This is a genomic window from Parapedobacter defluvii (assembly GCF_014642075.1).
In the GTDB taxonomy this organism is placed as follows: domain Bacteria; phylum Bacteroidota; class Bacteroidia; order Sphingobacteriales; family Sphingobacteriaceae; genus Parapedobacter; species Parapedobacter defluvii.
Map to the genome: position 1 here is coordinate 31,461 of NZ_BMIK01000024.1, position 13,999 is coordinate 45,459.

7 protein-coding genes are annotated in these 13,999 nt (G+C 48.6%); 4 read left to right on the forward strand and 3 right to left on the reverse strand.

Annotated features, from left to right (window positions below; all coding sequences use genetic code 11):
- The first annotated feature begins 120 nt into the window (after nucleotides 1-120).
- From IEX60_RS21970 to IEX60_RS21985, 4 genes are all read left to right on the forward strand, one after another.
- Nucleotides 121-5,397, forward strand: a complete 5,277-nt coding sequence (locus IEX60_RS21970) for a translocation/assembly module TamB domain-containing protein (protein ID WP_188753550.1) — start codon at nucleotides 121-123, stop codon at nucleotides 5,395-5,397.
- On the forward strand, nucleotides 5,390-7,696 hold the full coding sequence (gene tamL, locus IEX60_RS21975) for a translocation and assembly module lipoprotein TamL (RefSeq protein ID WP_188753551.1): 2,307 nt from the start codon (nucleotides 5,390-5,392) through the stop codon (nucleotides 7,694-7,696). The genes IEX60_RS21970 and tamL overlap by 8 nt, the downstream gene beginning before the upstream one ends.
- Nucleotides 7,697-7,879: 183 nt before the next feature.
- Complete coding sequence (locus tag IEX60_RS21980; protein ID WP_188753552.1) at nucleotides 7,880-8,818, forward strand: malate dehydrogenase; 939 nt, start codon at nucleotides 7,880-7,882, stop codon at nucleotides 8,816-8,818.
- Nucleotides 8,819-8,821: 3 nt separating this feature from the next.
- A complete protein-coding gene (locus IEX60_RS21985; RefSeq protein ID WP_188753553.1) occupies nucleotides 8,822-9,283 on the forward strand; it encodes a retropepsin-like aspartic protease in 462 nt (153 codons plus the stop codon).
- On the opposite strand, the gene IEX60_RS21990 is transcribed toward IEX60_RS21985, so the two are convergent.
- The 3 genes from IEX60_RS21990 to IEX60_RS22000 all read right to left on the reverse strand — a co-directional run bounded on the left by IEX60_RS21990 (nucleotide 9,259) and on the right by IEX60_RS22000 (nucleotide 13,952).
- On the reverse strand, nucleotides 9,259-10,452 hold the full coding sequence (locus IEX60_RS21990) for an FG-GAP repeat domain-containing protein (protein ID WP_188753554.1): 1,194 nt from the start codon (nucleotides 10,450-10,452) through the stop codon (nucleotides 9,259-9,261). The two genes, IEX60_RS21985 and IEX60_RS21990, sit on opposite strands and share 25 nt — an antisense overlap.
- Entirely contained in the window at nucleotides 10,439-13,231 is a 2,793-nt protein-coding gene (locus IEX60_RS21995; protein WP_188753555.1) for a PVC-type heme-binding CxxCH protein, read from the reverse strand. The genes IEX60_RS21990 and IEX60_RS21995 overlap by 14 nt, the downstream gene beginning before the upstream one ends.
- A 67-nt stretch (nucleotides 13,232-13,298) precedes the next feature.
- On the reverse strand, nucleotides 13,299-13,952 hold the full coding sequence (locus tag IEX60_RS22000) for a 3-keto-disaccharide hydrolase (protein ID WP_188753556.1): 654 nt from the start codon (nucleotides 13,950-13,952) through the stop codon (nucleotides 13,299-13,301).
- Nucleotides 13,953-13,999: the final 47 nt, after the last annotated feature.

A 13,999-nucleotide genomic window follows, 5' to 3' on the forward strand; every position in this document is an offset into this window, starting at 1 on the left:
GAAATTCGGTTTAATTTTTGCTTTTTCCTAATTCGGAAAGTTTTAGGCATCTTCGCTAAACCTTTTGAGAGGCACTATGTTTATCGTACTAAAGGGAAGCTTAAATTACTTAAATAGACATTGAATAAAATAGGCAGGATAGCAATTAAAACACTCCTCTGGATTATCGGAGGAGTCATCGGTCTTATATTGCTTGTTTTTATACTCATCCGCATTCCCGCCATCCAAAACTACATGGTCCAGAAAGTCACGTCGTACCTGGAAAGCAAAATCAAGACCCCCGTCCGGATCGCCCAGGTAAGCCTGGATCTTCCCAAAATGCTGGTTCTCGAAGGGGTTTATTTCGAAGATCAGTCAAAAGATACGCTGCTGGCAGGCGAAAAGCTGAGGGTAGACATCAGTATGCTGAAGCTATTGAAAAATACCGTCGAAATCAGTCAGATCGATCTGCAGGGCATTACAGCCAAAATAAACCGGACGTTACCCGACAGTTCGTTTAATTTCGATTACATCATCCGGGCTTTTGTCAGCGAACAGGATGAACCGGCATCTCCGGATAGTTCCGCCCCGATGAAATTTGACATCGACAGGGTAAACCTCAACCGTATCCGTTTCCTGTACCGGGATGAAGTGATCGGCATGGCCGCAGAAGTCAATCTCAATCACTTAGATACCCGCATTGAAACGTTTGATCTGGAAGACAACATGCATTTCGGCATACCCCGAATCAATATAAATGGACTGCAGGGTTCGGTCAGGCAATGGGCGGTCGCCGCGTCCGAAGAAACGCCGGATGCCGATGACTTTGGCCTACCCGATACCACTGAATCGGCTTTGCTACCCGATTTGGACTTCGAAACGTTTAACCTATCTGAGATAGACTTCGCGTACGCAGACGAAGCCAGTGCTCTAGATACCCGATTCAAGATCAATAAACTATTGGCACGGCTAAACAGACTGGATCTCAATAAAGAAATCGTGGATATCCGTGAAATCGATTTGGATGGATCGGACTCGCGCATTTTCTTTGGGCAGGTGGCGCGTCCCACTGCTCCCGCTGCTGCTGACTCATCTGCCGGTGCACCCATTAATTGGCGGGTAAACGCAACGTCGATCCGGATTGCCAACACCGATTTTTCGTTTGAAGATGCAAACCAACCTCGTATACCCAACGGATTTGATTACGGTAACATCGGGATTACGGGCCTTGAAGGGGAATTGACCGATCTCTTTTATTCGGCCGATACCATCCGCGGACAGGTATCCGGATTGAAAGCCGAAGACCACAGTGGATTCGTACTGAACCGGCTACAAACGGATTTTATTTATACAAACCAAGGTGCAGAACTAGACGACCTGTATGCAGAAACACCTCATACACTGATCCGCGATTACCTAAAGGTTCGTTATCCTTCACTGGAAACCATCACCGAACGACTGGGTGAAATTGAGCTGACAGCCGATATCAAAGAGAGTCACCTGGGTATGGAAGATGTGTTGTTTTTCGTACCCGATCTCGATACCATGGAGGTGATGAAACCACTTTGGGCACATACGTTTTATATCAATACCGAGATCAACGGACGACTGGACGACCTTCATATTCCAAACCTGGAAATTACAGCGCTCGACAAGACGCGCATTGCTGCTGAAGCAACCATCAAAGGCTTGCCGGATGTTGATCAGTTTACCATCGATCTCAACCTACATGAATTGACTACTGGAAAAGGTGATCTGGACCGCTTGATTGCAAAAAGTATGCTGCCGGACAGCATCAATTTCCCGCAAGATATTCAGCTTGTCGGAACCTTTAACGGCGGACTGAACAGCTTCCAAACCGACATGCAGCTCCGCACGACAATGGGTAATGCCAGTGTGGACGCAGACTACCAAGCCAATGCTCAAACGCGCGATACTACATACAATGCGCAGCTAAGTATCCAGGACATTGATATCGGAAAGCTGATGAAAATGGATTCGGTATTGGGTAAAATATCGTTTGCCGCCCATGCCAAAGGTTCAGGATTGGATCCGGCCACGGCCGTAGCGGATATACAGGGAAAACTGATCAGCCTGGAGGCGATGGGATACGAATATACGGACATTGGCATCAATGCAACCGCAAAAAGTGGCGACATCACGGCAGCCGTCACCAGTGATGACCCGAATATTAATTTTGACCTGGATGCACATGCAGATATGCGCGACCGGTATCCAAAAGTAGCTATCAACATGATGGTAGACAGTATCAACCTTAAGAATCTCCACCTGATGGACGACGAACTCCGTTATCATGGCCGCTTGGTTGCCGATTTTGAAACTGCGGATATAGACTATCTGAACGGGACCGTTGACATCGTCAACTCTTCCATTGCCTACAACGACGAACGTTATACACTGGACACCGTAAGGCTGCGGGCGGTGGCACAAGACAGTTCAAACTTGCTGCAACTGCACTCTGAATTCTTAAATGCCCACATGGTCGGCAATTACAAACTAAGTGAATTAAGTTCTTCCATACAGGACATTATCGCCGTTTATTATCAACCGGATTCCATCGCTCCCGTACATGAGTATGCGCCCCAGCAATTTGATTTCAGTGCGCAGTTCACCCGTTCACGGTTTATACGGGGCTTGGTACCCGATCTTACCGAAATGGATGATGTGACGTTGGATGGATCGTTTAACAGTGCAGATAAGTTGCTGCTCGTCAAAGCGGTTGCTCCTCATATTGTGTATGCGGGTACAACCGTCGATGATGTCGGGTTTGACATCAATACCTATGACAGCACCCTTTATTATAACGCCTTGATCAACCGGATTGGTGTTGGGAACATCGAGCTCACCAACACCCTGCTCAGTGGAACTGTGCAACACAACGAATTGGATTTTGGCCTATGGATCAAAGACAACGCGGATAAGGAACGCTACCATTTGGGAATGGGACTTAAAGTGGACGCCGGCAATTTTCTGTTCAATCTGAAGGAGGATGGCCTCATGCTTAACTATGACCGGTGGCAGGTTGATCCCGAAAATGCAATCACCTTTGGGAATGATGGGCTTCGTGTACACCAGTTCATCCTGAGTAACAGCGGACAGGAAATGACCCTGCAATCTAAGGACTCGACGCTGAATGCACCTTTGGACCTGGTTTTCAAAAATTTCCGGATCGAAACTTTCAGTAAAATGCTGGAAAGCGACGTACTTGACATGGGAGGTGGCATCAACGGGACGGCAACCGTATCACGGCTCGAAACCTCGCCGGTATTTGTGTCAGACATCACGATCGACCGGTTTTACTTTGGATCTGATACGGTAGGTGATATCAACCTTAAGGTAAACAATGAACGTGAAAATGTGTTCGCCGCCGATATCAGTATCACCGGCAATGGAAACGATGTCAAGCTCACGGGCGACTTTATCAGCCCCCCTGGCGGAACCTCTCAACTGGACTTCGTATTAAACGTCAACCCCCTATCCATGCATACGCTGGAGGCTTTCAGCCTGGGTTACCTACGCAATACTTCCGGTGCCATTAACGGCAAACTCAACATCACGGGCGCGCCGGATCAGCCCCGTATCAACGGTGCACTCAACTTTGATAAGGCGAGTCTCAACGTGGCCATGCTGAATGCAACTTTCGACTTAGATGGTCAGCGTATTAATTTCAACGATAACGGACTGCGTTTTAATCGGTTCCAGCTCAAAGACAGCAAAGGCAATACAGCTGTGCTGGACGGAACGGTCAATACAAAGACCTATACGGATTATGCATTTGGACTGACACTTAAGGCTAATGATTTTCAGGTATTGAATTCTACCCAGCAGGATAATGACATGTATTATGGCCTCCTGTTCATATCTACTAACCTGAATATAACAGGCAATATGGAAAGTCCGTCAGTAAGCGGCACATTGCGCGTAGAAGACAAAACTGATGTGACTTTTGTTTTGCCTAATGATGATCCCGGGATGGTGGACAGGCAGGGCATTGTACGTTTTGTGGATAGAGGAGATACCACACAGACAAACGTATTCGCGGGAGTCGATTCACTTACACATACCGAATTGAGCGGCATCAACCTCTCCGTCAACATCGCTACGGATAAGAATGCGGCGTTTACCGTGGTAATTGACCCGGGAAGCCAGGATGCTTTGAAGATTCAGGGTACAGCCGAGCTGAATGCAGGAATGGCCCCAAGTGGGGATATTCGGCTCACAGGTACGTATACGGTTGAATCCGGCAACTATTCGTTCTCTTTCGGACCGGTGAAGCGGCTTTTTGAATTTCAAAAAGGCAGCACGCTCACCTGGTCGGGCGATCCGATGGACGCGCGTCTGAATATTACCGCGGTTTACAAACTGAAAGCCCCTACACTGGAACTCGTACAGGCGCAAATCGGAAACCAACAGTCTGGTCTCTATAAACAGCGGATACCGTTTGATGTAAAACTGCAAATTACGGAACAACTCTTTCAGCCTCAACTGAAATTTGACATTGATTTGGATGAAAACAATGCCGTGGCTTCCCAGGACGTGGTAAGCCGAGTCAATACCGGATTAACGCAGCTACGTGAAAATGAGTCTGAAATGAACAAGCAGGTCTTCTCACTCATTGTATTGGGGCGCTTCATGGCTGCGAACCCATTTGAAAGTCTCTCCGGAGGTGGAGGTGCCGAAGCCATCGCACGCAGTACCGTAAGTTCCTTTTTAAGTAGCCAGCTTAATCGGTTGGCGGGCGACCTGATACAAGGAGTTGAATTCGACTTCAACCTGCAATCCGAAGAGGATTATTCCATGGGAACCGGACAGAATCGGACCGACCTGAACGTTGGTGTATCCAAAATGTTGTTCAATGACCGTATGAAAGTGACCGTGGGATCCAATTTTGAATTGGAGGGAAATGCCCGCCCCGGCGAGCAGACCACTAACATAGCAGGGGATATCTCCGTAGATTACCAATTGACAGACGATGGACGTTACCTGGTCCGTGCTTACCGAAAAAACCAATACCAGGTGACCCTACAGGGGCAATTCGTGGAAACGGGTCTCGGTTTTATTCTAAACATGGACTACGATAAGTTTAGGGAAATATTCAATCGGCGCAACAGACAGGCCCAGGAATTCAATACAGACTCCCGACGGTTTAGGAGACGGTGGGATGCGGAACGGATCGAGACGGATTCGGCTTATCGGGATAGCGTACGAAAGGTAATACTTGACAGCCTGCAAAAAAATGATCCCGAGTTCAGAGAGCGAATGGAACAGCGGCAGCGCGAACGGGAAAATCAGAAAAATGAATCTTCGAATACCCAATCGCGGAATAATGACATCGTAGCTTGGCGTGACGAGCAAAATGAAAATGTATCGTTAGAGAAAGGGAGGACAAATGAGTAAGACATTTGTAAGGCTAAGTCATCTGCTGCCAGCCGCCCTGTTTTTCATCGGCTGTAGCAATATCAAGTACCTGCCAGAAGGAGAAAATCTGTATGTGAAGGGCGAAGTAGAAATCGAAACCGACACCATACCCGACCGGTATATCGCTCCGCTGACGGCGAGTCTGGAAGACCTGCTTCGGCCCAAACCAAATACCACGATTTTAGGGATGCGCCCGCAGCTATACCTTTATAACATTGCCGGAGAACCACAAAGTGACCGGGGATTCCGCAATTGGTTAAAAAACAAAGTGGGGCAAGCACCGGTATTGCTCAGTGACGTCAACCGCGAATACAATGAAAATGTACTCCGTAACCGATTGGAAAATATCGGCTTCTTCAATGCCGAAGTTGCATCGGACACTACGATTAAAAACCGTAAAGCGACTGTGACATACACGGCTAAACCTCACGTCATTTATCGGATCAATTCGGTTACGTTCGAAGTGGATAGCAGCGAACTGGGCAAGGCGATTAAAGCTACCGAACCCGAATCGCTCCTGCAGCCGGGACGTCCCTACAACTTGGACAATATCATAGCCGAACGTGAACGCATCGATTGGGCCATCAAGAATGCAGGTTATTATTATTTCAGTCCGGACCACCTGATTGTGGAAGTAGACAGTACCGGCAGAGATCACCACGTAGACCTCTATGTAAAGGTCAAAGAGGAAACTCCGGCAAAAGCGAAACAGCCTTATTACATCAACAACATTTATATTTATCCCAACTACAAGCTTACCGAGGGCGGATACCAACGTGCAGATTCCACTCAAGCCGAACGCTATCACGGCTTATACTTCATCGACCCCGAACACACATACCGGCGGTTTGCATTGGCCAATGCCATCATTTTCTACCCCGGTGAGCTCTATACCCGTGGCGATCAATCCCGAACCCTCCGGCAACTGGTGGGAATGGGAAGTTTCAGTTTTGTACGCAATGAATTTGTAGACGTTGATTCGGGCAAGACGAATCGGCTGGATGCTTACTATTACCTCACACCTATGCCCAAGCACGGTCTCCGCACCGAGCTGTTAGGTAAAACTGCGGCGGTATACAACGGTTCGGAAATCAATGTAGCCTGGCAGCATCGCAATGCATTCAAAAGCGCTGAACTGCTAACATTTACCGTGTTTGGTGGATTTGAAACCCAAACCGGCGGGAACGTCAACCTTAACTCCAGCTTCTACCGCTACGGGGCAGAAGTCAGTCTTTCCTTTCCGCGCATGATCGCTCCGTTTAACTGGCAGCCCACACGGAAGTATGTGCCACGTTCCATCTTTCAAGTAGGCTACGAGTACCTCAATCGCCGTACCGCCTATAGCCTCAATTCCATGCGTTTTTCCTTCGGATACCAGTGGCAGGAAAATCCAGAGAAAACGCACGACTTGAAAGTACTCGAAGTGGCGTATGTGCAACCGAGAAATATCACCGAGTCCTATCAGGCCATGCTGGATACAGTTCCGCCGCTCCGCCACGCCATTGAACCGATGTTCACCTTTGGTCCCATTTACAATTACACCCGCACGAACACCATGAATGCGGACCTCAAGCACACGTATTACTTCAAGGGCGGGTTGGATTTATCTGCCAATCTTTACGGAATTATCCGTGGTGCGAATGTCCAAAAAGGCAGACAATATCAGATTTTAAACGCCAACTTTTCGCAATATATCAAAATGGAAGCCGATTTCCGGCATTACATGAAACTCGGGGCAAATGCTACTTGGGCCTCCCGCGCAATGGCCGGTTTTGGATATTCCTACGGAAATTCCACACAGCTCCCCTACGTTAAGCAATTCTTTATGGGTGGCCCCAATGGATTGCGTGCGTTCCGTGCCCGTGCGCTGGGACCGGGCTCTTATACGCCGGAATTCTACGGCGAAGACAATTTCTTTGCCGACCAAACCGGTGACATTAAGTTTGAGCTGAACACAGAGTACCGGGCCAAACTTGTAAGCATCCTCCATTGGGCAGCATTTATAGATGCAGGTAATATTTGGCTTCAACGTTCCGACCCCGAAAAACCGGGAGCTGCATTCAGCCGCCATTTCATCAACGAAATGGCAGTCGGTGCAGGCTTGGGACTTCGCTTTGATCTGAGTTTCTTGATACTTCGAACCGATTTAGCTATGCCGTTGCGTATTCCTTACCGGCCCAAAGGCGAACGTTGGGTATTTGACGAGATCAATTTCCGCAACAGCAACTGGCGGCGGAGCAATCTCGTATTTAACCTCGCCATCGGATATCCTTTTTAGATAATGGATAATGGATAATGGATAATGGATAATGGATAGTGGATAGTGGATAATGGATAGTGGATAATGGATAGTGGATAATGGATAGTGAACTATCAACTGTCAATTATCAATTATCAACTATAATAATTATCTTAGCTACCGTTCCTTGGATACGAATGATAACCAACTAAAAAATAGCTTATGAAGATAACTGTTGTAGGTGCCGGTGCTGTAGGTGCCACTACTGCTGATAACATCGTCCGCAGTGAATTAGCCGAAGAAGTGGTATTATTAGACATTAAAGAAGGGTTTGCCGAAGGCAAAGCGCAGGATATGTCACAAACTGCGGCATTGTTGGGATTTGACTCCAAAATAATTGGTGTGACCAACGATTACAGCCAGACGGCCGGTTCCACAGTTGCAGTCATCACTTCGGGTATTCCGCGTAAACCGGGAATGACCCGCGAAGAACTGATCGGCACCAATGCCAACATTGTGCGGGACGTAGCGGAAAACCTGTTGAAACATTCACCGGATATCATTCTCGTGGTGGTGTCAAACCCAATGGACACCATGACTTATCTGGCCCTCAAAGCCACGGGATTGCCCAAAAACCGGATTATCGGCATGGGCGGCACATTGGACTCCTCCCGTTTCCGGTATCAACTCAGCTTGCGGCTCGGGGCTTCCCCTGCCGATCTGAATGCGATCGTCATTGGCGGCCATGGCGATACCACCATGATTCCGCTCATTAAGCATGCCACCTGGAACAGCTTGCCCGTAACCCAGTTTCTGTCTGACGAAGAACAACAGCAAATTATCGCAGATACAATGGTCGGTGGGGCGACTCTTACCAAGCTGATCGGCACTTCGGCATGGTACGCTCCGGGGGCTTCCAGTGCTGCAGTGGTAGCGAGTATTGTCCGCGACCAAAAGAAACTGTTTACGGCTTCGGTATATCTAGAAGGCGAGTATGGTCAGGAGGACATCAACCTGGGTGTTCCTGTAATCCTCGGTAAAAATGGTTGGGAGCGTATCCTTGAACTTCCGCTTGATGAAGACGAAAAAGCCTCCTTTGCAAAGAGTGCCGAAGCGGTACGTAACATGAATAACGTATTAAAAGAAATAGGGGCCCTGTAATCCATGGTTTACATTCCCCTGACCTTGCTTAACTTACAGGACGATGGCTTCCACCTTTTGTTGGAAGTCATTGTTTTTGGGAGGCATTTTAAAGCGGTTCTGGATACCGGTGCTTCCAAAACCGTATTTGACAAAGCAACCGTGGAAAACCACCTTCACCTCCATCCAAACAGCGTACTTCGGCATACCGACATGGTATCAACCGGTTTAGGCACCACTTCCATGCCCAGTTTTGTCTTAAATGTACCTGATCTGCAAATCGGCGGCTTACACCTTCGAAACTATGAAGTAGCGATACTCGATCTATCTTCCATCAATTTTGCATATGAACAATTGGAGGTGGAACCGGTTATCGGTGTGATCGGTGGTGACATCCTAGCACGTTACGGTGGCGTCATCGACTACCGGAAAAATATACTCAAGCTTAGGCAGCGCGCCATTCACGGCGCAATCCGCTCAAAGTAAAACACCCCCTTTTTATTGGCAATAGCGATGTCGGGTAAACCGTCGCCATTCATATCCTGCACAACGTTATTCAACCCCACACCGGAGTCGTTGTCAATCACATGCAGGGTCCACGTTGGCTTCTCTCCCGCTTCAAACTCCAGCCAGAAAATTGTGGGGTCGTTGGATTCGCCGGGGTCATGACCCTGATGGGCAAAATAACGCATACCACTTACCAGATCCAGGTCACCATCGCCATCCAGATCAACCAAAGATAAGGCATGGGTCTGTGAGTAATCGCTATTGATTTCATGAAGTTTCCACGTCGTCTTCCCGCCCGCATCGCGTCCTTGCTCATACCACCACATTCCGAACCGATGGGCCGACGAACTGATGACATCCGGATAACCGTCGCCATTTACGTCCATCACGTACATCTGAGCAGCGTTTAATCCCAATTCAGCCGGATGGAAAGCCCAGCCCGGTTGGGTAGGATCCATAGGTGCTTCCCACCACCCTTCTTTGATAATGACATCACTTCGTCCATCTCCATTGAGATCCCCAAAACCAAGTCCATGGGAAAAAATCTCCGTACCCGGCATCTTCGGCTCACTGATGGTGTGGCGGGTCCAAGTCGTATCGCCCTGGGTAGAAGGACATCGGAACCAAACCATCTCCCCTGTATGCGGATCGCCACATAAAATATCGGTACGGCCATCGCCATCCATGTCAACAAATGCCGGTGATTCATTGGATGCGGTTTTTGCCAAGGTGTGCTGTTTCCAAAATCCACCCCCTGTACCTGGATTTTGATACCACCATACCTCCTTACCCGGAAAGTCCACCCGTATATAGTCAACCCAACCATCCTGATCGACATCAATTGTAAAGTTCAACATGGAATTGCTGTATCCCGTCGTACCGTCGAACACCTGATCTTCGGGATAGATGTCATGTACTTTCTTCCAGTCGGGACCTTCAAACCATTTGGCACCGGCAATGATATCCACGGTCCCATCCCGGTTAACATCCGCCGCGGCCACCCCCTCTGAAATAAACGCGGTGGTCAATACATGTTTTTTAAAGGTTACGGTATTTCCGTTACCCTTTCCCTGGCTCACTGCATCCTGACATACCAGCGTCAAAACCAGAGATGCCATGGAAAGCCTGATCAATTTATTTTTTTCCATCCGCGATACGTCTTGAAACAAATTCCTGCAAATTCGGCAATTTCGAGTTTTTAACCAATTCGGTAGCACGTTCTGCATCCATCCCAACCAGCGGCTCCAACGCATACCAAACCATCAGGGGAATATTCTGGTCTGCCGCATCCTCCTCGTGTGCAGCGAGGTTTTTAACGATCTCCCACCGCTGATTCAAGGCCATCCGCTGAAGTGCCGATGTGAGGTACAAACGTACCAGTGCAGATGTATCTCGCTTTGCCATCGATTCAAATCTCCGCTGCGCACCGGTAGGCACCTTTTTGGTTTCCGCAATCAGTTGAATGGCCCAGGAGCGTACATATTCGTCGGCATGATCCAACAGCTCTTCGGCCTGTTTTTCGTTTATTCCTCCGGTAACATGCAGTGCCCACAACGCCCGGAGTTTGCGGGTAACGTCGGGATTTTCATGAAAGATCTTCCACAAATCGGCGTGAACTTCGGCATTACCTCCCCGCTCCTGCAACAAACGCCGGCTGTGTACCACATAAAACTCATTCTCATCAAGTTGGTAAGCGACCAGCTCTTTATCCGTTTTCTTACGTAAATCCACGGTCACCCATTGATCCTGTTCGTGGCTGATTTTGAAGATACGTCCCAAGGTCTTGTCATGCACATCGGGATTGGGACTATGGCATTGGTTTTTATCGTACCAGTCGATGACAAATACCGATCCGCTGGGCGTGATCCTGAAATTAAGCCACTGCGACCAAAAGTCGTTTGTATTAATGAAATCAGTTCCATGGCTTGCCGTATATCCCGATCCCGCACGTTTCGTGATATCCATATTTACACGGAATCCATTGATGTTGTTCATGAAAATGGCATTACGATCGATATCCCAATGCTTGTTACCCAGGTAAAACATAGCACCCGCATGCGCATGACCACCGCCGGCTGCAGCCGAACGGAAGTTACCCGCATGCGGTCCCTGATCGCCCAGCCAATGTACATGGTCTGCGATGGTTTTGATATCCTCATAGGTATACGGATTGAAATGTTCGCCACCCTGACGATGGTACCTCCCGCCCTGAATCATATGAAACAGATGCGGAATCACACATACCGTGGTAAATGCGTGGCCATAGTCGTTAAAATCAATTCCCCATGGATTACTGGTACCATTTGCAAACACCTCAAACTCGTGCCGTTTAGGGTGATAACGCCACACCCCTGCATTAATCGGTGTCCGTTCCTGATCTGATGCGCCAGGTTTACCCACGTTTGAATGCGTAAACACTCCATGATTGCCATATAACCAACCATCAGGCCCCCATTTAAACGTATTGAGTGTTTCGTGGGTATCCTCATAGCCCCAGCCATCCAGCAAGATCTTTGGCTCGCCGGCAGGTAGATCCTTGCTCTCGTCAATCGGGATATATAGGAGGTACGGTGCGGCACCAACCCATACGCCACCAAATCCGATTTCGATGCCACTCACCATGTTAAGCCCCTCCATAAATACCTTGCGGCTATCCAATGTCCCGTCTCCATTTGTATCTTCAAAAATCAGGATGCGGTCTTTTCCCTGTCCCTCGGGTGCACGTACGGGATAGGTATGGGCCTCGACCACCCACAATCGGCCGCGGTCGTCCTGCGTAAAAGCGATCGGACGGACAATATCAGGTTCGGAGGCGGCAAGTGTCACCTTAAAGCCTTTCGGAACATCCATTACTTTGGCAGCTTCCGCACCGGAAAGCCCGGCATTCGGTACCAGGTCACGTGGAGGCAAAATGACCACGTCATCCGGCCTTAGCTCATTGGCATACGTGGGTCTTTCTTCGTGGAAACGGAAGTCATCAAACGAAATATGTGCCCAGGGATTGTCACCGATATACGCAATTTCAGGCACAGTTCCCGTTTCTTCGTCCACCAAACGGACAAAGATTTCCTTACCCTGGTACCGACTCAGGTCGACCACCACGGGACGGAACGCAGCATGTGCCGGATCGCTCGGTTTGCTTTCGTTGATGTATCCCGACATCTTGAAGATCACCGTATCGGCCACTGCATCTACCAATTCGGCCCGTAATCCCGCCAATGCTCCACCGGTAATTTTAAAAGATGCCCAGGGATGTGTCACTTCAAATGATGTGGAAGTAAGTGTTCCCGTGGCTTGGTAGTTCAACGTGCCACCGCTGCTTACGTAATAGTCGCCGGATTGCTTCAGCACGACGCTATCGGGATACCACGGAGCCGGATCAAAAGTAACGGACCGTGGCCCAAAGGCATCACCCGTAGCCTTCCAGTCCTGCAAACTGCCCCGCTCAAAACCGAGATTCAGTGGGCGGCCATTTTTCCGGGGCGATACCCCCCAGTTGTCGCTCACAACCGCCGCCTCAAAATTCTCTACGATTTTAAACTGTCCCCGCATGACCTGTTGGTGACCGGGGAGGCTGCAAAAATACGTATCATCCTCGGTCGCCTTAAAGACAATGCTTGTCGTATCCCCTGCTTCCAGCATCGTTTCACTTTTTATTCCTAATTTCTCCAATGTGATATCGTGCGCCATCAGTTCGCCGTTTATCAGCGAAATTTTGACACGCTCACCCTTTTTTGCGCGCAGCACGGGATTACGGCGACCGTCAATATCCCCGCCGACCCCGGTATAGCCGATCATTTTGGCATCCAACACATACTCCCGGTCAATCTCTTGGGAATCGGTCGAACGGCGGTCACCCGTACAGGATACCACACATACTAGGCCAAATAAGAATAGAAAATTAAAGCAAAATAGACGTGATTGCATCGTTTATAAACTGGTTAATACATGATTCATTTGTGGATTTATCAACGGGTTCAGAACCAACCGTTGTTCAGTCAAAGGTTGTGATCGTCACATCCCTTATTTCAATTTTTGCGGCACCCCCTCCATGGAGCTGGAACGCGATAACGCCTTTAACGGGGACGGTCATATCCGTTTCCACATAGTCGCATGTTTTGACGCCGTTGATGTAAAGCTCGTGCCGGTTTCCCTGTACCCGAACAATATAGCTGTTCCAGCCACCTCTTTTCAATATACGCCATGCAATGCGCAGGTCCCCCGGCAGCAATAACCCGCGCCGATGCTCATCATAGATGTCGCCCCAATGCCCGTCGCCTATATCCGCCTGATACCCCACTATGTCATTCCCCGCTACCTTGGAACGGTATTGAATACCGCTGTTAATAAACCCTGTAGCGGCATCGCCGGAAAGACGAAACAGGCACCTGAATTCAAAATCGCCGTATTCATCGGTTGTTTGCAAGTACGTATTTTGAGGCACATTACTGATCCCATCTCCTCCAATAATCAAACTGTCTTTTGCCTGCCAATACTTCGCATCAGCTGGATTTAGCGGTTTCCAGCCATTCAATGTCTTTCCATCAAATAAGGTGATTGTCTTTTCCGATTCCTTAAGTTGCTGGGCATATACCGGCTTGAAACCCATACATACCATCCACAGGGAAGATAACAAAAGTACTCGCATTTCTCTTTTCGCTAAGTGAGGTATAATTGTTAATAGCAAAAATAGAG